Annotated in this window: 20 protein-coding genes; 3 read left to right on the top strand and 17 right to left on the bottom strand. The window is 41.0% G+C overall.

Annotation, left to right across the window (positions count from 1 at the left end; genetic code table 11):
- Positions 1–177 precede the first annotated feature (177 nt).
- The 10 genes from VFM80_RS11955 to VFM80_RS11910 all read right to left on the bottom strand — a co-directional run bounded on the left by VFM80_RS11955 (position 178) and on the right by VFM80_RS11910 (position 11087).
- Positions 178–621, bottom strand: coding sequence for a MarR family winged helix-turn-helix transcriptional regulator (locus VFM80_RS11955; RefSeq protein WP_395072061.1), 444 nt, complete (start codon positions 619–621; stop codon positions 178–180).
- A 124-nt stretch (positions 622–745) separates the two neighbouring features.
- Positions 746–1051: a TraR/DksA family transcriptional regulator gene (locus tag VFM80_RS11950; protein ID WP_395072060.1), complete on the bottom strand. Its 306-nt coding sequence runs from the start codon at positions 1049–1051 to the stop codon at positions 746–748.
- A gap of 118 nt (positions 1052–1169) precedes the next feature.
- Positions 1170–2495 (bottom strand): glycosyltransferase family 2 protein, encoded by a 1326-nt coding sequence (locus VFM80_RS11945; RefSeq protein WP_395072059.1) that lies wholly within the window; start codon positions 2493–2495, stop codon positions 1170–1172.
- Positions 2488–3948: a response regulator gene (locus VFM80_RS11940; protein WP_395072058.1), complete on the bottom strand. Its 1461-nt coding sequence runs from the start codon at positions 3946–3948 to the stop codon at positions 2488–2490. The genes VFM80_RS11945 and VFM80_RS11940 overlap by 8 nt, the downstream gene beginning before the upstream one ends.
- Before the next feature lie 19 nt (positions 3949–3967).
- Positions 3968–4327 (bottom strand): hypothetical protein, encoded by a 360-nt coding sequence (locus VFM80_RS11935; RefSeq protein WP_395072057.1) that lies wholly within the window; start codon positions 4325–4327, stop codon positions 3968–3970.
- Complete coding sequence (locus tag VFM80_RS11930; RefSeq protein ID WP_395072056.1) at positions 4327–5373, bottom strand: hypothetical protein; 1047 nt, start codon at positions 5371–5373, stop codon at positions 4327–4329. Before VFM80_RS11930 ends, VFM80_RS11935 begins: the two co-directional genes overlap by 1 nt.
- Positions 5374–5385: 12 nt before the next feature.
- A complete protein-coding gene (locus tag VFM80_RS11925; protein WP_395072055.1) occupies positions 5386–6990 on the bottom strand; it encodes a hypothetical protein in 1605 nt (534 codons plus the stop codon).
- A gap of 155 nt (positions 6991–7145) precedes the next feature.
- Complete coding sequence (locus tag VFM80_RS11920; protein ID WP_395072054.1) at positions 7146–7931, bottom strand: hypothetical protein; 786 nt, start codon at positions 7929–7931, stop codon at positions 7146–7148.
- Between the two features lie 103 nt (positions 7932–8034).
- A complete protein-coding gene (locus VFM80_RS11915) occupies positions 8035–9507 on the bottom strand; it encodes a tetratricopeptide repeat protein (RefSeq protein ID WP_395072053.1) in 1473 nt (490 codons plus the stop codon).
- A 164-nt stretch (positions 9508–9671) separates the two neighbouring features.
- On the bottom strand, positions 9672–11087 hold the full coding sequence (locus VFM80_RS11910; RefSeq protein ID WP_395072052.1) for an amidohydrolase family protein: 1416 nt from the start codon (positions 11085–11087) through the stop codon (positions 9672–9674).
- Between the two features lie 180 nt (positions 11088–11267).
- Here VFM80_RS11910 and VFM80_RS11905 point away from each other — a divergent pair, with 180 nt between their 5' ends.
- A complete protein-coding gene (locus VFM80_RS11905) occupies positions 11268–13313 on the top strand; it encodes a S9 family peptidase (protein ID WP_395072051.1) in 2046 nt (681 codons plus the stop codon).
- Between the two features lie 73 nt (positions 13314–13386).
- Here the strand turns inward: VFM80_RS11905 and VFM80_RS11900 are convergent, their stop codons facing one another.
- From VFM80_RS11900 to hutH, 3 genes are all read right to left on the bottom strand, one after another.
- Complete coding sequence (locus VFM80_RS11900; RefSeq protein ID WP_395072050.1) at positions 13387–13857, bottom strand: DUF456 domain-containing protein; 471 nt, start codon at positions 13855–13857, stop codon at positions 13387–13389.
- Between the two features lie 30 nt (positions 13858–13887).
- Positions 13888–15039 carry an MFS transporter gene (locus tag VFM80_RS11895; RefSeq protein ID WP_395072049.1) on the bottom strand — a complete coding sequence of 384 codons (1152 nt, stop codon included), beginning with the start codon at positions 15037–15039 and terminating at the stop codon, positions 13888–13890.
- A gap of 64 nt (positions 15040–15103) precedes the next feature.
- The gene (hutH, locus tag VFM80_RS11890; protein WP_395072048.1) at positions 15104–16597 is read right to left on the bottom strand and encodes a histidine ammonia-lyase; all 1494 of its coding nucleotides are present in this window, start codon (positions 16595–16597) and stop codon (positions 15104–15106) included.
- A 132-nt stretch (positions 16598–16729) separates the two neighbouring features.
- On the opposite strand from hutH, the gene VFM80_RS11885 reads away from it, so the two are divergent.
- Positions 16730–18409, top strand: coding sequence for a peptide MFS transporter (locus VFM80_RS11885; protein ID WP_395072047.1), 1680 nt, complete (start codon positions 16730–16732; stop codon positions 18407–18409).
- 69 nt (positions 18410–18478) lie between these two features.
- On the opposite strand, the gene VFM80_RS11880 is transcribed toward VFM80_RS11885, so the two are convergent.
- Genes VFM80_RS11880 through glpK form a run of 3 tightly spaced genes read right to left on the bottom strand, consistent with a single transcriptional unit; the run spans position 18479 to position 21598 of the window.
- Entirely contained in the window at positions 18479–19258 is a 780-nt protein-coding gene (locus VFM80_RS11880) for a transporter (protein WP_395072046.1), read from the bottom strand.
- Positions 19259–19301: 43 nt separating this feature from the next.
- The gene (locus VFM80_RS11875) at positions 19302–20066 is read right to left on the bottom strand and encodes an MIP/aquaporin family protein (protein WP_395072045.1); all 765 of its coding nucleotides are present in this window, start codon (positions 20064–20066) and stop codon (positions 19302–19304) included.
- A 32-nt stretch (positions 20067–20098) separates the two neighbouring features.
- Positions 20099–21598 carry a glycerol kinase GlpK gene (glpK, locus tag VFM80_RS11870; protein WP_395072044.1) on the bottom strand — a complete coding sequence of 500 codons (1500 nt, stop codon included), beginning with the start codon at positions 21596–21598 and terminating at the stop codon, positions 20099–20101.
- 203 nt (positions 21599–21801) lie between these two features.
- Here glpK and mnmE point away from each other — a divergent pair, with 203 nt between their 5' ends.
- A complete protein-coding gene (gene mnmE, locus VFM80_RS11865; protein WP_395072043.1) occupies positions 21802–23175 on the top strand; it encodes a tRNA uridine-5-carboxymethylaminomethyl(34) synthesis GTPase MnmE in 1374 nt (457 codons plus the stop codon).
- Positions 23176–23195: 20 nt separating this feature from the next.
- Here the strand turns inward: mnmE and VFM80_RS11860 are convergent, their stop codons facing one another.
- Complete coding sequence (locus tag VFM80_RS11860; protein WP_395072042.1) at positions 23196–23780, bottom strand: SET domain-containing protein; 585 nt, start codon at positions 23778–23780, stop codon at positions 23196–23198.
- Positions 23781–23884 lie beyond the last annotated feature (104 nt).

Raw genomic sequence — 23884 nt, 5'->3', positions numbered from 1 at the left:
CCCGTCACCTATATCTAATATGGGCATCTCGAATTGAAAAATAGCTTCATAGAATTTTTTTGCTCTTTGAATATCTGTCGCGGGAATCTCAAACCAATTAATGGCATTATTCATTTTATGTTGTCGCTCGTACTTAATTTTTTGATTGCCCGATAGTAGCTTATGATATCATTAAATTCAAGAGCGTACTTTCTCCAATAGAAAGTTTAACTGTTCTGCCTCATCTTCTGTGAGTAGATCAAATTCCCGATCCAGTTCTTCCAGTCTATCTTCAATTTGGGCCAGTAATCGAAGTCCCTCATATTTGATAAATACCTGAACCAGCCGGCCATCGTTAGGATCTTTACGCTTGCGAACCAACTCTTTTTCGATCAGCCGATCAACTAATCGGGAAGTGTCTGAACTTTTGTCGAGCATTAATGTCTGTATTTGTTTTGTTGACATAGGCTCGTTGTTGGCGTCTTTTAAAATTCTCAGGATAGAAAATTGCTGTTGGGTGATGCTGAATTCTTCCAGGAAGTTTTTGAGAGTTAAACGCATCCAAACTTCGGTTTCAAAAATATTGCTGCGAAGGTGCTGCCAAACCGAAGTCTGGGTTGCAGTAATTGATGAGGTGCTCATAATGGTGGTGTCTGTTGCAGATGATATTAATTGCCCTGAATATAATGTCTAAACATTAATGTTCAAACGCATTATTTATTTCTTCTGATTTATAAATTCCTCTTAAGGATTTATTGAAGGAAGATCATCCAACACACTTAACACAGCGAGTGGTATACGGCATATATTCCAGGCGCCCAAAAGGAATCTCATCACCACACTTTGTACAGATTCCGAATTTATCAGTTCCTGAATTTTCCAAAGCTCTCTCTAATTTTTGCAGCTCCTTCTTTTTTTCTCTTAGCGAAGATTCGTTTATAGTTTTATTGTTGATTGCGTCCATTCTTGAAGCCCGGCCTATGTAAGCATCAAGCGGTATAGGTTTTACCAATTCTTTCAGCTCTTCTATTTCCCCTTTTGTTTCCTCTATTCGAAAAGTAATAATATTCATCAGCCTTTTCTTTTCTGCATCTGTCATAACTAAAAAATAGGGAAGTGTCTATTACCTAACCAATTCTTCTGTGTTGTACTTATTCAATTTTTTTTCTAGTAAAGTCCGCAGTAAACTCTTAACCGGTTTTGTTAAAAAATTTTTCAATATTCTCTTCAAGTTTTTTACCCTGAATCGAAGTTTTCTTTGGGTTCCAATCATCCTCAAACGAGGACTTGAAAAATAATTCTTTGATATATGCTGCTGTACGAATAAAACGAATATAGTATCCCGTATAGAAAACCATCCCGGGCAGGTACATGATGTACTTAAGTTTTTGCTTCCAGTCTCTTGAAAGTATAAGTACCACTATATATTGCAGTAGCTTAGAAGTGCTATACAGAAGTACTCCTGCTATTAGAATATATAAGATCTCCTGAGTGAAGTTTACTATAATATCTATCATATACAGATACCAAAAGAAATTCAGTATAAAGTTGAAGAAAATATTCTCAGCCACAGAGATAAAATTCCCCAGATCGAATGTAGAAAAAGGCATAAATAAATTATTATGCTTTCTAAGCCTGAAACGTATCAAGGATCGGCTCCACCGCAATCTCTGTTTTGCAAGCTTTACAAAGTTGTCTGGCACACTTGTATAGATGGTGGCTTTAGGTTCAAACTGTACCTTATAACCCATTTTACGGATCTTAAGGGTTATATCTCCATCCAATCCCGGGCCAATATCCCATCCATGTAATTTATCAAGAGCATCTCTTCTAAAGGCTCCAAATGCTCCTGAAATAATTCGAAGAATATCCAATGATGACATCACCATTCGCCCAACCATGATGAAAATATTATACTCGATCTTTTGAAATGTTGTACAGAGGCTATGATCAGGATTCCTCACTTCAAGATTCCCCCCCACGGCTCCAATTTTAGAATCCATATAGAATGGGATCATTATTTCTTCCAATGCATCATGTTTTAAACTACTATCTGCATCAATATGAACGATAAATTCACCGCGAGCATACCTCAGTGCTGTATTAGCAGCCGAGGCTTTACCTCCTCTTTCTTTATGACTAATAAAGAGGTCGATCTTACCTTGCCTTTCAAGCCCCCGGGCAATGATGTGAGAATCATCATCAGAGCCATCATCCACCACTATTACTTCAAAGTTTTGATAAGTCTGGATCTCAAGAGATTCTATAAGACGATAGTAATTCTTTCCTTCATTTTTTCCGGGGACAATGATAGAAAGGAATGGTTTAGAAGAAAAAAAATCTTCTCTTGCTGTTTGATAATCTTTTTCGCCAAAACGGCTTTTTACCCAATAAACGATCAGCAGGGCATAATCCATCAAAATATATCGGGGGAATTCGAAAATTATATAAAACCAGAATACCCTAAAAAAGCCTAAGAAGCCTTCTTGGGTCCAATATGTAACAAAATCAACCATTCTGCTGAACCTGCTCGAATGAATTCATCAATTGTTTCAGGTGAAACGACGGTGTTTTTTGTTCTTCTATCAGCATCAAAGCCTCTTCGGTGGTCAGCTCAAAGCCATCAAAGTTATCTTTGATCAGTTCAATGATTCTTTCACTTATCGAATTAAGCATTTTCTGAGCATCTTCAACTTCTTGTTCGGTAAAGAGGAAAAGCATGGTAATACGGTCTCCGAATATAACGGCATCAGAAGATTGCAATTCTTGGTTAACTAGCTCAAATAATTCAATGATAAGTTCTTTTTGGCCTCGCTCGCCAATTCCTTGATACAAGTCGATTAAATTAGCAAACTGAAGTGCAGCTACTGTACTATCAAAATTAGCAACCTTTTTGCGGCCTATCTCATTTTTAAGAAGCCTTAAGAAGTAGTCTTTATTAATAATGTCATTTAGTTCATCGAAGCCTTTGAGATTTATACTGTACTTACCGGCCGCGGCATCTCTTCCCAGTTTTGTTAACTTATATTTCTTTAGCTGACGTTTAACCAATCGCTCTACCCTGGTATCAGCCCCACAATCATGACACTTGGCTTTTATATGAGGATCCTGAAACTCATGATCACATTTCTTGCACGAATACATTACAGATGGCTTATCGAAATTAACCCCAATATGCTTTAGAATTCTTTTACACTTTGGGCACTCCATAATTTCATTTGAGTCTTCTTTTGTGAAGTCTGAAACTGGTCCCACGTAGGCACATGGAAAGTGATGTACAAGTTCTTCAATTTCCAGATAAGTGGACTGGCATTTAGGGCATGACTCTCTGAAATGCAGCAAACTATTATAGCAGTTATTGCACGAGTATATATAATCTACAAACTCTCCGGTCACCAATCCTTCTCTGTCTGCAGATTCAAGTATATCCAAAGCAGTATGCTCATTTTCATAATCCAGATTTATGGATAATAATGGATATGTATATCCTAGTTTAGAAGATCTGCTGGGTATGGGTGTTATTTCTTTATTTCTGGTATGAGACAATTGGAGAGCTTTTCTTAAGAAAATATTTTCCGTTGATCCTGATTGGGTTTCTTTCTTAATGCTCTCAATTGCACGCGAAATAGCCTTGCGAAACCTAATTCCGGAAAATGGTTTCAAGAGATAATCAGTTACCCCATACTCAAATGCTTTTATAGCTGCATCTTCATCCCCGGTCATTAATATGACCTGAGTATCTTCCTTCAGTTCAATTTCATCCAAAAGCTCGAACCCTGTCATATCCGGCATATGAAGATCCAGAAAAATGATGTCTATCTCATAACGATTAAACATTTCCCGAGCCTCTTTACCGGTACTTGCAACGCCAATTGGATTGAGTCTTCGGTCAGCTTTCTCAACCATCAAAGAAGCTACTTTTTGGAAAGCACTGTCGTCTTCAACTATCAAACAATTTATTTTCTTCATGCCTTGCCTTTACTGATTCTCAAATTCTACTCTTTATGATGCTTGTTGTCTCAGCAATTGAATTTAGATCATTTAATCTTTCTAAAGTTCCATCTACCATTTCTGATAACGCATCACTGTATTCGCCATAGCTTTTATACAAAAACAGGGGAAGCAAATAAACCTGCTCTTCATTATGTGACCTAATGTTTTTGATCATTTCCAGTGTAAATGTGTATCGGGTATACTCTATGATAACCCCATCAAAATTTTTTAAAGAATCGAAGGTAAGAGGCTCCTGATCTTTGATCCTGATGAACTTCATATCACCAATCTCAAATATTCGTTTATCCTCTAATCCTTCATTGTCTTCGTCTACAAAAAAATCATCAATAGCCATTAGAATATCGTTTTCTTTACGGTTACACCCATCTTGTTGTAAGACTTCCACTGATCAAGCTCTACCGGATTTTCCGGTTTTAGTTCAGCTACAATTTGAATACTAAATTCAAGTTCACTTTGGCTCCCTGTGGGGCGGTCTATCAAAGCCTCAGCAGCATAAATATCTGTGATAACTCCTTTGCTTTTTGCTCCATTATCAAAGGTGATATTCATATGATCGCCGATACTTAAATACTTCCCGGATTTTTGTTGAAATATTGCTTTGATCTTAATTTGTGATTCCACCGAAAGTATGGCCATTACTCGTTCTGATCTGAGTCCAAGTTCAGACTCATTCTTATACAGAGCCGTAACTATTCCGGAAACCGGTGATTTGTAGATATGTTGCATACTTGCAGCATTCATTGGAATATCAGACCCATCATCTCCATAAGGGGATGAGATCTTTCGCTGAAGCCTGTTCCTTTTATTGAGTAGCAACTGTTGCTGTTCCCGAATCAGGGAAAGCTCCCCTTTTAAATTCATCAGCCGGTCTTCAACAGATTTAAGTTCTGAAACTGTTGCCACTCCTAATTGTATCTCTGTTTTTATCTGTGAGATGCGGGACTCATAATATTCCAATTGCTGGCTATTTCTTTCCAACTCAATAGCTTTGATCCTCAAGTCTCCCTGAACCTCATTGAGCTCCTGACTGGCATCTCTCAGACTTCTCTTAATGGTTTCGAGACTATCCATCGACTGCTGCCACTCAATAAATGTAAACATAAATAAAGTGTCTGCTCTTTGAACGGTATCACCGGGTTGAACAAATATTTCCTGAAAACGGATATCGCTTGGCGACAGTACCTGCATTTCATTCGCCGTTACTCTGCCGTCTCCTTTCACAAAGAAATTTCTATTGATCAAATAATAACTTAGAGCAATCACCCCTATTGACAGTAGTGCAAGATAAACGACTCGATCCCAGTTTGTTTTTGGGGTCACTTCTTTTTCTCTGCTACCCCTGATTGTGGATTTGTTGGTATTAAATTGTCCGCTCTTCATTTCGTCTGAATATTAAAATGATCGTTTTTTGATCTCTTGCCAAGACCGAAAGTCATGAATAGCGATCGTATTCCATCCCATAACTTTATTTATCTGCTTAGAAAACTCTTTATCTATTTCCGCAGACTCATACCCAGTTTTTATACTTTCAGAAGTCAAAAACTCCAAAATATTTTGCGCATCGTAATCCCTGAGAGTATTTGACCAAATATATAATTCAAAGTTTACTTCATTGGTCGCAAAAAACTTATCCATATCAACAGGGTTTACGTAATCAAGCAGGGATTGACCAGGTAACAAAGACTGTATTTTTAACAATCTGCTATACAATTCTTGTTTAATATCTAACAGATCAAGCGATACCGCATAACGTTCGGATAATGCAGAGACTAGTTCATGGGGACTATATACGTCCGACTCGATAGATCTTTTTATTCTTTGTTCTCTTATTTTTTCCTCTTGAAGCAGATATCGCTCATAATTTGTGATATACCTTTCCAGTATCAACTGATATGCCTTATACATCTCCAGAATTTGATCACTTACTATTCTTTTCTGTTCCTGTAAAGCAAGTTTCCGAATTTTTTGCTCTTGGTCATGCACTGCTCGTTTTTTATCAACTCCAAGAGGTAACGGCAAAGACAATGATATACCGGCCGAAAAGAACTCTCTGCTTGAAGTTCCCGGAAAAGCATTTTGGACGCCGGTACCACCATAGAGGTTATATCTCAGGAAGGTAGAAAGGGAAAGCTCATTTAAAGGCTTGTATCCATTTTTTGTATACAGATCCTGAAGCTCATCATAGAATACCAATCCGTCTGCTATAAGCCTTTCGAGATCGATCTTCAAAATAGGCATATCATCCTCAGAAATATCCATTACCTTTAGCCCATCAAATTGATTGCTAAATTGAATATTGCTTGAGGTTTCAGTTTCTACTCGTGCCTTATTTGAATTAATATTCAGGACTTCATCAAGAGGAATGTAATTTAATTCATAAAGCTGTGAAGCGATTAATATTTGTTCTTCCAGTATGCTCAAGTAGGCTTTTAATCGCTTATTCTTAAAGTAATTAAACTGATACCATAATCTTTGAAACTGACCTTGATATAACTCACCACGTGATTCAGCCTTTGCCTTCTTTTTGGCTATTTCAATCTCACCATTGATATTCTCTATACTGTTCTGATTGGCATAATATCCGTTTTTCAGGATATCCCATTGCACTCCAAGCTGAGCTCTTCTTTGATAAAAAACTCCTTCTGCACCAAACACTCCCTGATCAAAGTTTTGAACAATCCCAACATCGAGCCCTATACCATAATCTGAATCTAAAACTGATTTTTGAGTTTTTAGTAATTCAATCTCTGCCTTAGATCTCTGTGTTATAACGGAGGAAGTATCAAAAAGCACTTCTAATTTAGCGTAATTGAAGCTGCTTTTAGTAAGAGGGGGATTATCCAGATGTGCAATGGCTACGGAATCTAACTTAGAAACCAGTTCATCAAGATTCGCTGAATCCTGAGCACAGACATTTCCAGTTATTACCCAAAAATAAACCGCTAAATGTACAGCCCAATAAAGTCCTTTATGGACATAAAAATATTTAAACTTCAATTACCCTAATCTTTATTCAAATTCCCCAAATAAACAAGCTGAACTCACTAGTATTCCGCTCTTAAACAACATTAATATATGTTTCTTTGTCTCTAACTTTAATTAGATTTTTTTATGGATTGAAAAGTCGTATTTCCTAATAAACGACAGAAGAGCTATTCTAAATGGTCCACTAATTGCCAAAGCTCACTTTTCACGATATCGCGAGTGGCATATATAGCTTCGAACATTTTGGTAATATCAGTACCGGGCATTACGCTTCTGATAATATCATTGGTAAAGCCATATTCTATGTCATTCAGTTCTTCGTAATAATCTGCCGTAACAAAGTTATACTGATAATTTAACCCGCCCGGCTTTAACAGTGAATAGGTTCGCCAGCTATACATTTCTCCATTTTCTATGCGGGCTCTGTGTAATGGACGTGCCAGGTCATTTTCAAGGGTGATGTACTCAGCTTCTTTACCGGGATTAACCATCATATAATTCATGACTACAAATAAACCCGGTTTTTGCCCGGCAGTATTCATGATACCGGCTTCTGTTCCCCAAAGTTCTGAAAATTGATAAGTAGCTAAATTAAACATTTCCCCAGTGAGATCTTCCGGCATTTGAGACAATCTACCTCTCATATCACCGTTAACTTCAACTATCGTATTTAATTCATTATACGTACTTATCACTACGTAATTATACTTTCCCGCCTGCCCCCCCGGATAAGCAACTCGATAAAAGTACCATCCAGTCACTTTTTCTTCATCAATTTTACTCTCATATAGTGATTTCCAATTCGATTGAATCAGCTCTTCAAATTCTGAATAATTCTCTTCTTCCACCTTCAAATAATCAACATTGAGATAAGCCCCCTCCTCAGTTTGGGAAAAGCTAAAACCGAAAAGTAAAAGAGTGAAGCAACCTGTAAGAAGTACGATCTTTTTCATGACACCCTCCGAAATTATTTACATAATTTATATACAATGTAACATAATCCGGCAAAATTTCAAGTCTAACTCGTTTTACGAAGATATCTGATGCTCTGATATGCTATTTTGAGGCCATCCCGCCTGCTTGATCTTTACCTAAGAGGGAACGTCTTCTTTTGGGAGTTCTCTGCAATTGTTTTTCATATGCTTCTAAGGCTTCTTCATAGTTTCCTAACTCCAGAAAAACATCGCCAAGTAGCTCATAGGATGGTTTTACAATAGTAGGCGGACCAAAGTCGACCGGTAATTCAGATTCTGCCACTACCGTTTCTCTTAACAATTTTATGCCTTCCTCAGCATTCCCTTCTTCAATCAACAACAAACTTTTAATCTGGTTTACTTGGATATCACGCTCCTTGCTTGCCGGAGTTTTCATGAGATCAGCAAGGTTTTGGCGAGCTTTTTCTACATCTCCCATTTTGATCGCCGATAATGCCGTTGTAAAGTAATAATTGATAGCAGCTGGGTTGTCATTTTCATAATCAGCGGCCCATTCTTCTGCGGCAGACCAGATCTCGGTTTCCACTATTTGGTGTCCCCTCATTATTGAAAAATGCCACTTTTCGCTACCTGTAGGTTCTTTTTTAATTCGATCATAGCAGGTTTGCAACACTTCTCTCGCTTCTTCGGTTTTACCCCGCTGCAAATATCCGTACTCCAGCCACCAAGTATAATGGCCACAAACAGTGGCTTGCTCGCCAAGCTCTTTTTCGCGTGATTGTTGCACATCCCGGGCTACGATGTTCGCATCAATAGTCTCTTCCCACATTCCCAGTGCCAGGAAAATATGGGAGGTCATATGTTGGGCGTGAGCCGCAGCGGGAGCAATCTTAGAATATGCCTTGGCCATCGGTAATCCAAGAGGAGCGTGTATCGGATCGTCAAAGGAGTGGATCAAATAATGGGCAGCGCCGGGGTGTTCCTGATTTTTATTCCATACGTCGAAGAGTTCGGCAGCGGCCTTCATGTAAGTGGCATAATCACGGCCTTCATGGGCACTTCCTAAGATTGATAAACCATAAAACGCCGTAATTTCATGATCATTAGGATATTTTTCGTGAAGATCAGCCATATATTCCATATAAAGATCATCTCTTTCTTCTTTTGATCTTCCCTCACTCTCAGCCGTATTTCCATATAAGATCTCAAGTGACATCAACAGATCTTTTTCTCGCTGAGTTGAAGCCTTAGCTTGCCGGCTTTCGACAGTCTCTCCCAGGTTTGTTAGCACATCCATTGCGGCCTGCCTGTTTTGCTGAAACCAAATGGGATGATTGTGGGATTTGGCTTCTCCATAATGGGCCATCGCAAAGTCAGGATCAATTTCCCTTGCCCGCTGAAAAGCCCTTGCCGCATCTTCATATTCAAAATTGTGAAGAAACTTAACTCCTTCTATAAAATCGGCTTGTGCGGCTTCGGCACCCGAATTGGGGAAATCAATTTTACCCAAAAGTTTATCTTGGGCTTTTACATCTATAGTTGATGATGTTAGGGTGACAAGTATTATCAGAAAAAAGGCAGAATAAAATTTCATAGCGGTGAAATTTAAAGATTTGAATCGTATTAAATGATATAAAAAACGGCGGACAAATATGAAGCCGTAAATTTTTACTCCTTAAGTAACCTTTCCAAAGTTACATGGTAACCCTTGGTTAATTCCAGCTCGTTGTAACTTTGGAAAGGTTTACTACCGAAAACCTAATTCTTCTGAATATCCTCAACTTCTTTCAGGTTTCCTTTGATCATCACATGGGTCAACGACCGCATATTCGAAATATCTTCGGCAGGATCTTTATCCATCATAATCAGATTCCCGAATTTACCCCGTTCAAGGGTGCCGAAATCATCCAGTCTGCGCATAGATTCTGCGCCGTTCTTTGTGGCCATTACTATGAGATCTCCCGGTGGAATACCTGCACTTTGCATAGCTTCCATTTCATCAAAGATAGAGATACCATGAAGGGTTCCGGGGTTACCCGCATCCGTACCAACGACAATTGGGATACCAGCTTTATATACTTTTTTGAGATTTTGAAGTAACATTTGGCGGGTCATGTCTGTATCCGGATCAAAACTTCTGAGTCTTTCTTTAAACCCTTCTGTCAGCCTTGGATGATCTTTAAATTGAGAAGCAGTTGTTATCAATTCCCTCGTTTTTTGATCCACACAACCATTGGGATCATTTATCTGAATAGGAGCTATATCTGCAGCAGCACGATAAGCAAGCATATAACCTGCACTTACAATAAGAGTTGGGTTATAGAAAGTGCCATTTGCTTTCGCCAACTCGATGAACTCCTCGTCTATCTCAGTGTTTTCTACACTGTGAACCAACAATTTAGTGCCATTTCTCAAGGCAGCTTTAGCTTGTTCCAAACTGGTTGCATGGGCTATCATCTGGTTTCCTCGTTCCTTGATTTCTTCAGCAGCCGCTTCTACTCTCTTCATATATTCCTCATCGTCCGCTCGAAGCATCCAAAATTTGATCCCTGTACTTCCCAGTGCAGACATGTACTGAACCATTTTAACGCCTGTCTCTTCTGAATCGAGCTGAACAAGAACTCTGTCGGATGGCAGATCAAAAGGTGCGCCGGGAACAGGAGTGAGCAGAGGACCGGCCGCTGCAACATGGGGTGCCATTGGATTTGTCTCGGCTGATTCCTGTAATCCAACCGACCAACTCATCCCACCAACATCATACACGGCTGTTATACCTGAGCAAAGATAAGTATCGTAATATCGCTGAGGGTTTTGCTGTTGAAACGCAGCGACTTCCGGAAATGGATATGTTTCATTGAGGTCCATGGCATCCGGGCGACTGTCAAAAAATCCGGTTTGGAAAAAGTGCATATGAGCATCAACAAGCCCCGGGGTAATGTATTTACCTGAAGCGTCAATTACTTCACTTCCCAAAGGGATTGAGCATTCTTCGGCTATTCCCACACAATCGATCTCATCATTCCTTACGATGATCACGCTGTTCTCAATAGCATCACCACCCGTTCCATCATAAAGCGTGGCGCCTTTGATCACGAGGTATTCCTGTTCTGTATTTGTGCATGCAGATATTGAAAAAACAATGCATAGAAAAGATATTAAATAAGAGAAACGCATTTCAGATCTGTTTGTTAACATGAAGCAGGAATTACGAAATAATGCCATTCATATCAAACTTTGAACTATCTGTTTTATCTAAATTCATATTGAATTCATATAATATCACTCATTACGTAAGTCAAATTTTTTACTTAGCTGCATTTGAGAAATATTTTAAACAATTATTAGGAGGAAACTATGGATCGAATACATCGAGTCATACCAATGCAAGCCTTGATCTTCTTTATTGCCATCATGTTTGGTTTTACAGACCCTGTACTGGCTCAAACAGGGCTCACACCAACTCAGGTTTCTCAACTTAAAAGCGTAGGATCCGTATATCTTTCACCTGACGGAAATACCGCAGCCTATACCGTTCTAGTTCCTGCTGATCCTTTCAAGAATAATGCACCGGCAAGTGCTCACTTATATTTATTGGATGTACAAACCGGCAACACCAATGCATTTATCACCGGGCGAAGTGTTAGTGGTGTAGCATTTCGTCCAAATCATAACAGCATAACTTATATCGACAAGCGAGATGGCGATGCCACACGATCTGTTTATGAGATCTCGCTTACCGGAGGAGAAGCTCAAAAACTTTATTCTTTTGAGACCAATATTTCTGGTTATGACTGGGCTCCCGATGGGAATCACATGGTTTTCAGAGCAGCAGAACCTAAAGAAAAAACGGATTCCCCATTACCATATCAGCCGGAAATCTATGAAGAAAACCTGACCAACACCTGGGCTTACATTCAAAATGTAGCTATGCCCGGTCATCAGCCGCATCGTATTCCTATTGACGGAACTGTTTACACTGCCTTGTGGAGTCCTGATCAAAGCAAGATAGCCATAGCTGTATCACCTACCCCTTTGGTTGATGATTCATTCATGAGCCAAAAAGTGCTCATCATTGATCATAGATCAAGAGATATTCTGGCTGAAGTTAAACATGAAGGAAAATTGGGTTCTTTTAGCTGGAGCCCAAATGGTGATAAAATTGCCATGATTGCTGCTGCCGATATCAATGATCCTATTGCCGGCCGGCTTAATATTGTGAACGCAGAAGATGGATCGGCAACCCTGCTTCAGAAAGATTTTGAAGGGATGTTTGAACAAGTAGAATGGGCTGATAATAACACCCTTCATTATTTGGCAAGTAAAGGCGTTTGGTCAGAGTTTGGGACTATCCGAAGTGATGGAAGCCGCATGAACGTAATCATACCAACCGGCGGACCGATATTGAAAGCTTTTGATCACGCCTCCAATGGCACCTATATTTTTGATGTTAGCACTCCCGAGCATCCTGATGAACTCTACCTGATGAAAAAAGGAGAAAATACACCCGAACGTATCACAAACAGTAACCCCTGGCTGGATGAGGTAACACTCGGAAAACAAGAGGTTATTTCTTTCACAACAAAGGACGGGTTCGAGATCGAAGGATTATTGATCTATCCGATTGATTATCAGGAAGGAACTCAATACCCGCTCATCAACGTAATTCATGGCGGACCTGAAGCTCATTATGATAACGGCTGGCTTACCTCCTATTCCATTGCAGGTCAAATGGGTGCCGCTGATGGGTTTGCTGTATTTTATCCCAATTATCGTGGAAGCACAGGAAGGGGAATTGAATTCGCCATGAGCAGTCAGGGTGACCTGGCGGGAGCTGAGTTCGATGATATCGTTGAGGGCGTGGATCACCTTATTTCTGAAGGCATTGTTGATGAAAGCAAGGTCGGTGTTACCGGTGGTTCTTATGGCGGATATGCAACCGCCTGGCTAAGCACAAAATACAGTGACCGCTTTGCTGCCGGAGTTATGTTTGTAGGCATAAGTAATAACCTTTCCAAGTGGGGAACCAGTGATATTCCGGAAGAATTGTATCACGTTCATGCCCGCAAGCGTATTTGGGATGATTATCAGGATTATCTGGAACGCAGCCCGATCTATCATGTAGATAATGCCAAAACCCCGCTACTGATCATGCATGGTAAGGAAGACACACGTGTTGATCCTGGCCAATCCTACGAATTGTATCGACATATCAAAACACGAACAGATACTCCGGTTCGATTGGTACTATATCCCGGAGAAGGTCACGGTAACCGAAATGCCACCGCACAGTATGATTACAGTTTACGTTCCATGAGATGGTTCAACCAATATCTGAAAGGACAAGAAACGGAACGGCCTGATTCAGAATTAAAAATTGAAGCAGGAAGCATACAAAATTAAGCGTTATAGGTAGACGCGTATAGATTCACCTTACTTACAAACCCCAGCTGATCTCAGGTTGGGGTTTGTATTTTTATAAATTGGTGAAATAATAAAAAGCAATCATACCTGCCGCCATTACTTTTAAGCCTGTTGCAGCCATAAATCCCGCAAAAGCCCCTAAAGCTGATTTAAGCGCCCGATCTGATTTTTGTCCGGAGATCATCTCCCCAATGAAAGCTCCCAGGAATGGCCCTACTACAAACCCAATTGGCGGAAAAAATAGCCCTACGATCAATCCGACTACACTACCCGTAATTCCGTAAGCCGAACCACCGAACTTTTTAGTTGCCCAGGCCGGAATCACATTATCCAATACAAACCCAAAAAGAATGACTATTCCCAACCAAACCAACATAAAAGTAAGGGAAAACGGAGCATGTAAAAGCTGAAGTATCAGCAAGCCAACATAACTAAATGGCAAACCGGGAACTACGGGAAGAAAAGCCCCGACAAGTCCGGCTATAATAAAAAAGGCACCTAATATGATCCAAATAATTTCCATAGTGTTTACACGATAAAGTGACCAAGAAAGTTACGGTCCCATTTTAGTTTTAAATTTACTTACCGAGATCAGTCCAAACAAAGGTCCGGCAAGCATTACCCAAAAAATAGATCCATCCTCAAAAGAAGTCCATAAGAGCGTTACCAATTGTATACTCACAATAGTTATGGCAAAGCCTAGGCTGTTCACGATCGTTAAACCCGTGGCAACATATGAACGATCTGCCGATCCGGCTACCATTGCAGAAAACTGTGGAGAATCAGAGATCACAAAAATACCCCAGATCATCAAGAAGGCTATAAAAAGCCACACCTCAGCCTGAAATAGAAATGGAATTAAAAGGCAGCATAGCCCTGAAATCAATAGAGAATTAAAGGCCACTTTTTTACTTCCGATCTTTAAGGAAAGATGTCCGCCAACTGCACAACTTATCCCCCCAATCCCAATAATAATAAACGACCAAAGTGGAATGTTTAAAATAACTCCCGAGATATTTACATAGTAAGCCAACATCACCGGAACAAATGCCCAAAAAGTATATAGCTCCCACATGTGGCCAAAGTACCCAAATGCAGCAGACCTGAAGTTTTTATCTCTAAACAAAGTGAAAAGTGCAGAAGGTCTAAAACTACCCGCCTTCCCTTTATAAGGTCCGTCAGAAACGGTGAAAAAGAGTGTAAGTCCGCCGGAAAAGCTGATCACAGAGGTACTGATCAAAACAAATCTCCAGGGCAGATCTCCGCCTGCAAATTTCAGAAAGTGTGGAAAAGCCGTTCCTATTACCAATGCACCTACCAAATAACCAAGTGCTTTTCCCAATCCTTCTTTATGCCAGTCTGATGCAATTTTCATCCCAACAGGATAGATCCCTGCAAGAAAGAAACCCGTTAAAAACCTGGCAGACATTATTTCTGTAAAACTTCCGCCAAAAATAGTAAGTCCATTAAAAGCAGCTCCTAAAAAAGAACAAGCCAAAAATACTTTAACCGGGGAGATCCGGTCGGCCACGTTAAGAATTGCGAACACCAGAGTTCCTATTATAAAACCGGCCTGAACAGCCATCGTGATGTAACCCACGGTTGACTCAAGCAAGCCCAACTCTGCAATAAGATCAGGTACCACCGCATTTCCGGCAAACCAAAGAGATGTGCCTGCAAATTGGGAAAAGACGATAACAGGCAAAATATGCCCTGGAATTTTTTTAGTCATGGAAGAGAATAAACGAAAGTAAGCCGTTCAATAAAAATCATTTCAACGGAAGTTGATCCATGAGTTCAGTATCTGAAAGTAAGTTAACTGCAATATTGATCTCATCTCTAAAAAAATGATCTTCCTGAGCATGAGGAATTTGTTCTCTTATATATTTATGAGCAAGAGCTACTCCATTGCCGGGTTTCAAGGGTTTTCGAAAATCCAGGGCTTGCGCAGCGGTAAATAATTCGATGGCCAGTACCTGCTCCACATTCTTAAAAACATTGAGCAATTTAAGTGCCCCAATGCTTCCCATGCTCACATGATCTTCTTGCCCAAGACTGGTAGGAATAGAATCCACCGAAGCTGGGTGGCACAATACCTTATTCTCTGAAACCAAAGCAGCTGCTGTATATTGGGGAATCATAAAGCCGGAGTTTATACCCGTTTCTTCCATCAGTAAAGTTGGGAGCCCATCATGTCCTTCCAGCATTAAATAGGTACGCCGTTCAGAGATGCTTGCTATTTCTGCCAATGCAATTGCAGCATAATCTAGCACCAGTGCCAATGGCTGGCCATGGAAATTTCCTCCTGAAATTATATCCCCGTCAGGAAAAACCAAAGGATTGTCGGTAACGGAATTTATCTCGGTTTCCACTGTATTAACACAATGAGCAATGGCATCCCTGCTGGCCCCATGAACTTGTGGAATACACCGGAGAGAATACGGATCTTGAACCTTCCCGCAATTTCTGTGTGATTCCAATATCTCACTTTCCTTCAATAGGGTTCGTACATTCTCGGCTACGATCTGTTGACCTGAATGAGGTCGGATTTGATGTACGCGTTCATCAAATGGTTTTATACTACCCTGTAATGCCTCAAGACTCATAGCCCCCAACAGGTCTGCGGACTTCAGCAACGTTAACGTCTTTTCAAGAACATACGCCCCATAAGAACTCATCAACTGGGTTCCATTGATCAGCGACAAACCATCTTTCGGCTGAAGCTCTACAGGTTCCAAATTATGCTTTTTCAGCACTTCATCTGCGGGCACGGTATCTATGCCCTGTTCATTCCAAAATGAACCAAAACCAAGCAATGGAAGCGACATATGCGCGAGTGGCGCCAGGTCTCCGGAAGCACCCACACTTCCTTTCTCAGGAATTACCGGAATCAAATCGTGCTCAGAAAAATACATGAGACGATCAAAAGTCTCTTTTGAGATCCCCGAAAATCCTAACCCGAGTGCATGGATCTTAAGTTGAAGCATAAGCCTGGAAATTTCTTTGGAGATCAAATCTCCCGTACCCACCGCATGAGACAGGATTAGGTTTCGCTGCAGTTGCTTTAGCTGATCATTGCCAATTCTTTTACTTGCCAAGGCTCCAAAACCGGTATTGATTCCGTAAAAAGCCTCGTCCTTTTTGAGTGCCTGCTCAACTATTTCTCTGGATCTTAACATCAGAGAAGGGTCCTTTTTTAATTGTGAAATTGACTCTTCAATATCTTTATAAAGAGTGCTGATCCTGATTTTTTTCATATCCATTTGATTATGCTCCGTTCCGAAAGGTCGTCACAAACCACTTCGAATTCAATCCTTTCTTGCAACCGTTCTGCTGTTTGGGTATCATCGGGCACTTAATAGATTCTCTAAACCCTTAATCAACCTTTATAAACTATGGCAAACGGGAACTCTGCCACTGCTAATGACTTTTTCGGTCATCCACGTGGCCTTTCAACCTTATTTTTTACCGAATTATGGGAGCGATTCAGTTATTATGGAATGCGTGCGCTCCTTGTACTTTTCATGACAGCTGAAGCTTTGGGAAATAATCCCGGACTTGGTTTCAGTGTTGGTGAGGCAACAGCTATTTACGGTATTTACACCTTCTTCGTATATGTTCTTTCATTGCCGGGAGGATGGGTTGCTGATAATATTTGGGGTCAGAAAAAAGCTGTTTTTGTGGGTGGGTGTATCATTGCAGCCGGACACTTCAGCATGGCCGTCCCTACCACAACCTTCTTTTTCATTGGTCTTGCCCTTATTGTTTTAGGAACCGGTTTACTTAAACCGAATGTGAGTTCCATGGTAGGTGATATCTATCCTGAAGGTGGAGCTCGACGAGATGCGGGATTCTCCATTTTTTACATGGGTATTAATTTGGGTGCAATTCTTGGCCCACTTCTTTGTGGATTGTTAGGTGAAGGATATAACTGGCACTATGGATTTTCCCTTGCAGGGTTTGGCATGGTACTTGGACTTATATCTTACAAAATTGGCGATAAATATCTGGAAGGTGCCGGCGAGCTGGATGAAAGCATTACTGACGAAGAAGTCAGCAAAAAAAGCAAGATATTCTATACTGTTTCCTCTATACTTATCGCCGTTGTAGTTGTCTTTGGCTTCCTCCAAAGTTCCGGAGCTATTGATGTTGCATTAGATACGCTAGCTCAAAACCTGGGTATTGTTGCCGTAATCATTACTCTGCTATTTTTTGGGTATATCATTTTCTTTGGTGGTCACAGTACAGAAGATAAAAAACGACTTGGTGTAATCTTTTGGCTGTTCATTCTTGCTGCTCTTTTCTGGAGTGGTTTTGAGCAAGCTGGTTCTTCTTTGAACCTATTTGCCTCTGAACTAACTAACAGAGCTGTTGGTCCAAGTTCATTCTTTAGCGGATTTGGTGCGATTCTCATCACACTGATCATTGCACTTCCTTTAGGTTATTATGTACTCAAGGCTTTCAGACGAGATAACCTCTGGGGAATGGCAAAATTTGCATTGATTGTTTCCGCGGTAGCTTTACTCGGATTCCTATATTGGGTATTCAACCAGGTTGGAAAGGGATGGGAAATCCCAGCCAGTACACTCCAGCTGATCAACCCGACCTTTATTGTAATCTTTGCGCCGATTTTCGGCTTTTTATGGACTTGGCTGGCTTCACGTAATGCCAACCCATCTATCCCTGTTAAGTTTGGATTGGGTTTATTTGGATTAGCTGCAGGATTCTTTGTTTTAGCATGGGGATCCGCAAATGCCTCTGCCACCAATCTTGTTTCACCGGCTTGGCTGATCGTTACCTACTTCCTGCATACCGTCGGCGAATTGTGCTTGTCTCCGGTAGGACTTTCTTCCATGACCAAACTTGCTCCAAAAAACAGAGTTAGTCAGATGATGGGGATTTGGTTTGTTGCAGCTGCTCTTGGTAACCTTATGGCCGGATTGATGGCAGGTCAACTCGAAAACCTTGCACCAGCTGGTTTGTTTCAAATGGTAGCTATTTTCGTAGGTGGAGGTGGTGTGGTAGCATTACTGGCAGCACCGGGTGTTAAAAAGCTGATGGGTGATATTGAATAATCACTTAAATATTAAGTGGAAAAAGGCTTCTCACTAAAAAGAGAAGCCTTTTTTATTTGAATTGATCTCCTAGTCAAAGCCTTGGGCAAATCCAATTCCTATAAACAGAGATTCCTGTTCAAATTCATAACCTGCACTAAGATCGAGCTGTGCACCGGCATTAATAATCAATGCCACTCCTGCTTCTGCGTAATATTGGTTGATATTATTTCCATTGTAAATACCTGCATACCCTGCATAAATTCCCAGGTTTCTCTGGTTTGGGAATGTAAATCCTGGTGTGAGTGTAAACAACCAATTATCGCTCAAACTGCTCACTCCAAAAGTATAACCTATGTTAGAAGACAGGTTTACGTTTTCGGTTAATGACTGATCTCCTACTAAAAATAGAGTTGGAATAACTTCATTTTTCGTAAAAGTAGAAGCACCCAACGGCAAACTCACTTTACCAATAGCAGAGACTCTCGTCTCTTTACCTTCCGATTCAAAAAGACGGAATTTTGTGGCTAACCCAAGATCCTGAAAACCAGAGTTTACTGTTCCGGTTTCATCGAAACGCTGAGTTGAATAAGAATTAATCAATGCCCTCACTTCCAGCTTCTCACTCACTCCAAAACGCAGCAGCATTTGCCCGATATCAAATTGGTTTACCGATCTACCGCTTGAAAGCTGAATCCCAGTTTCTAAACCAAAAATACCCGGTTCAACAACATAAGACCCATTACCAATGCCGGGCCTGTCGGCAATGTAATTTTCCTGAGCCTTTAAGGTCTGACCCGAAAGTACAGAACAATTAATTAGACAAAAAATTATGAATAAAAATCTTGTTAATTTTCCTGTTGAATTCATTTTTATCATTTTTTTAGTTCATATTTTTTCTGTTACATGATGCTTAAAGCAGCCTGAAAGCCAAAGCTGCAAGTACAGCCCCAACGGATGGCGCTACAATTGGTATCCACGAATACGCCCAATCACTGCTTCCTTTATTCGAAAATGGTAATACAGCATGTGCTATTCTTGGACCCAGATCACGCGCCGAGTTTATAGCATATCCGGTTGGGCCGCCTAAAGCCAGCCCAATTCCAAATACCAATAGTGCAACCGGCAATGCAGCCAGTGCCCCTAACCCAAATCCAACTTCTTTTCCCGAAATTGTAATGGCAGAAAGAAGCTCTCCATTCATATCAATGAAGCCGGGGCTAGATAGATACAATATCCCAAAGATCAAGATGAAGGTTGCTATAGCCTCCGTTATAAAGTTAGCTCCATAGTTTCGGATCTCAGGTATGGTTGAAAATACCGCCAGTTTGGTAGTGCCATCCTCTGTGGCTTCAAAATGATCTTTATAGGCTAGCCAGGTTAAGAGGCCACCAAAAAATCCTCCCGCGATCTGCGATAAGATATATGGGATCACCATTGACCACTCAAACAATCCGGCTGTTGCCAAACCAATGGTGACGGCAGGATTGATATGTGCTCCGCTAAATTGCCCCATGGTATAAACGGCAATGAAAACTCCCATACCCCATCCCCAGGTGATCACGATCCATCCGCTGCTGTTTCCTTTAGTTTTGTTCAGGATCACATTGGCAACCACCCCGCACCCGAATAAAAGCAGGATGGACGTTCCTATAAACTCAGCTAACAGTGGATTCATCGTTTAATCTCCTATCTAATTGATCTTTTGGATCATCGGTCATCTGCCCAACTTATAGCAGCATTAACGGCACGCTGCCAACCCTTGGTCAGTTTCTTTACTTTATCCTGATCCATTTTTCGTTTAAAGGTTTTATCGGCTTTCCAAAGTTTCCGAAGCTCTTCCATGTCATCCCAATATCCAACAGCAAGACCAGCCAGGTAGGCGGCGCCCAATGCAGTGGTTTCCGTGATCATGGGACGAACAACCGGTACTTCCCCAAGCAGATCACTTTGAAATTGCATCAGAGTATTATTTACTGTTGCTCCGCCATCAACTCTCAACTCCTTCACCTCTATTCCTGCATCCGCTTTCATGGCGTTTAGCAGATCCATAACCTGATAGGCAATTGAATCTTGTGCAGCCCGCGCTAAATGAGCACGGTTTGTTCCGCGCGTCATTCCAACCATAATACCTCTAGCATGCTGGTTCCAGTGTGGAGCTCCAAGACCTGCAAATGCCGGAACTAAGTACACTCCGTCTGAATCTTCCACTTTATTGGCAAAGTACTCAATGTCTTTAGATTCCTGAATGATACTCATTTCATCCCGCAGCCATTGTACCACTGCACCACCAATAAAGACTGACCCCTCAAGGGCATACGTAGTTTTCCCATTTACTTTCCAGGCAACCGTTGTGAGTAGATTTTGTTCTGATACCACAGGCTCTTTGCCAATATTCATCAGCATAAAACAGCCTGTTCCATAGGTATTTTTTACCATGCCGGGCTCGGTGCACATCTGTCCAAACAAAGCTGCTTGCTGATCTCCTGCGATTCCGGCTATCGGTATTTTACTGGCAAATAAGGTGGTTTTGGTCTCCCCATACTTTTCGCTCGACTGTTTTACCTGAGGAAGTAAACTTTTGGGAATATCCATAAGATCCAGCAGCTCATCATCCCATTCCATTTTCTTGATATTGAAAAGCAATGTTCGCGAGGCATTGGTAACATCGGTAATGTGCAATTCACCTTGCGTCAAATTCCAAATCAGCCAGCTGTCGATGGTACCAAAAGCGAGCTCGCCCTTTTCAGCTTTTTCTCTGGCTCCTTCAACATTATCCAGTATCCACTTCACTTTGGTACCCGAAAAATAAGAGTCGATGACCAACCCGGTTTTCTTTTGGATCATATCGGCATGACCTTCTTTTTTAAGCTGGTCACAGTAATCTGAAGTCCGGCGATCCTGCCACACAATAGCATTGTAGATGGGCTTGCCCGATTTTCGTTCCCAAACCACCGTGGTCTCCCGCTGATTGGTAATTCCGATCCCATCAATAGCTTTCCCATTTACTCCGGCAGAAGCTACAGCTTCGGCTGCAACCCCGGCTTGGGTCGACCAAATTTCCTGGGCATCATGTTCTACCCAACCCGGCTCGGGATATATTTGCCTGAATTCCTTTTGTGCTACCGAAACGATCTCCCCCTTCTTATTGAAGAGCATAGCTCGTGAACTTGTTGTACCCTGATCTAATGCTAAAATATATTTTTCCATATCAGCCGGAATTTTTAACCTTTATTTTTACCAATATGTGGCTAAATCAATAAAAGTCCTAAAACATTTAGATTGCTACTAGTCATTAAACTTACTTTTGTACCTAAGCATTCAACCTTTTTTCTAGACACCAAATTTTTTAATCCCTCACAAATAATTTCTGTGCTTTCGTGTTTTCGTGGCAATCTGCCTATCTTAGCTTTATGTCAGATATTACTCAAAAACCACCTATTGCTGCTATTGCCACTCCTGTTGGGGAAGGCGGAATTGCCGTTATTCGCGTTTCCGGTAAAAACGCCATCACAAAAGTAAACAAAGCATTCAAAGGGAAAGATCTCAGCCGTCAGAACTCCCATACTGTCCATTTTGGAAAGATCATAAATAAGAAGGGATTCCCGGTGGATGAGGTTTTGGTTACGCTTTTTCATTCTCCAAGATCTTACACCGGCGAGGAGACGGTGGAGATCTCCTGTCACGGTGGGGTCTTGGTTACACAATCGGTATTGGAAACGATATTAGCACTTGGAGTGAGGTCAGCCGAACCCGGAGAATTTACGCAGCGTGCATTTTTGAATGGGAAACTGGGCCTTGATCAGGCCGAAGCTGTAGCCGACCTTATTCACGCTAAAAGCTCCAAAGCAGTGGATGCTGCACATCAGCAACTGGAAGGAAGATTAGGTGAACACATTAAGAAATTCCGGCAACAGATCATTGACGCTACTGCTATGGTGGAACTGGAGCTGGATTTCATCGAAGAGGATGTGGAATTTGCCAATAAGGAGCAGCTTCAGAAATTACTGGAAGAGCTGGATTCGGAGATCTCCGAGCTTCTTGAAACCTATGAAACCGGGCGGTTAGTAAAAGACGGAGTGAAGACTGTACTCATTGGGCGACCCAATGCAGGGAAATCTACCTTGTTGAATACTTTGATAGGAAGTGATCGCGCCATCGTCACTGAAATTGCCGGAACTACCCGCGATACCATTGATGCTGACTGGAGCTACGATGGCTTGTTATTCAAACTCATCGACACGGCTGGACTCCGGGAAACTGAAGACCTCATAGAGGCAGAGGGAGTTAAACGCTCCCAGAAAGCATTCGAACAAGCCGATCTGGTGATCTACCTCAAAGACCTCTCTCAACCTTTTTCAGAGGTGGAGCGAAAAGAGATCGCCGATTTTCAGTCCCGCGCCAAAGACACCCCTTTTATCCTTATTGGAACCAAAGCCGATATTGAAACTAAAGAGGAATGGAGAACGGAATTTGACCTCAAAATTTCGGCCCTTGAAGGAGAAAAAATCAAAGAATTGAAACAGCTTCTGAAAGACCGTGCCCTGGAAAACAAACATTACGATGCTTCCAGCCTGCTTGTCACTTCAACCCGCCACCGTGACGCACTTCAGAAATCCAAAGAGCATGTCCAGTCTGCTCTTCAGGCTTTATCTAAGAACATGACCGGGGATTTTCTTTCTATTGACCTCCGTGCCGCGTTAAAAGACCTGGGAACTATTACCGGGGAGATCACCAATGAGGATGTTTTGGATTCGATATTTTCCCGCTTTTGTATTGGAAAGTAAAGTGAGTTTTTTCTACTCTTTTATTCCTTAAAATAATTCACAAGTATGGATTCCATTTCTTCTTTTCCTTCAATAATAGAATTGACTTTTTTCCAAAGTTCAACAGACATCAACGGCTTTAAGGGCTGTTCCTGCCGGATGATATCTGGAAAAACTCTTTCAATCTGCTTATCCCAGGATTTATGGAAATTCGGGAGATCATCAGGAAAAACAGTTTTTCTTTCTGTACCCTCATCAACTGGTTGGAAAGGAGAGATAACGTTCAGATATCCGTAATCATCAGTCAATTGTTCTCCGGGCTGAATATCCCGTATAGCCACCTCAAAATCGTAGGCAGTGCTCATACAACTTGATCTGAAGCTATGATTGACAAACCTTCCTTTGTCCCAACACAAAACAAAGTTTCCTTTACTATTGCGATAGGAATATGTATTCAAAGTATCTTGGTAAAGTGGATCCAGCCCTTCAACTTCAGAAGGTGTGAACTCTCTATCCAATTTATCCAGAACCCAAGTTATGGTACCCGCAGGTATAAATTTTGTCGCTACAACACCGTAGCCAATTTCTTCACTGATTAACTTTAATTCAGTATGTGGGTGTATCATATTTAAGTTGGTTAGGTGTTATTTCAGATAATGGAATTTTTTTAAAAGTATTAGACAAACGCATCTATTCAAATGAATCAAAATTCAGGTTTCTTAGCAATTTT

Origin of the sequence: Gracilimonas sp. (genome assembly GCF_035704785.1) — a bacterium.
Classification (GTDB): domain Bacteria; phylum Bacteroidota; class Rhodothermia; order Balneolales; family Balneolaceae; genus Gracilimonas.
Note: the sequence above shows the minus strand (reverse complement) of the source record. Positions and strands in the feature narration are given on the sequence as shown.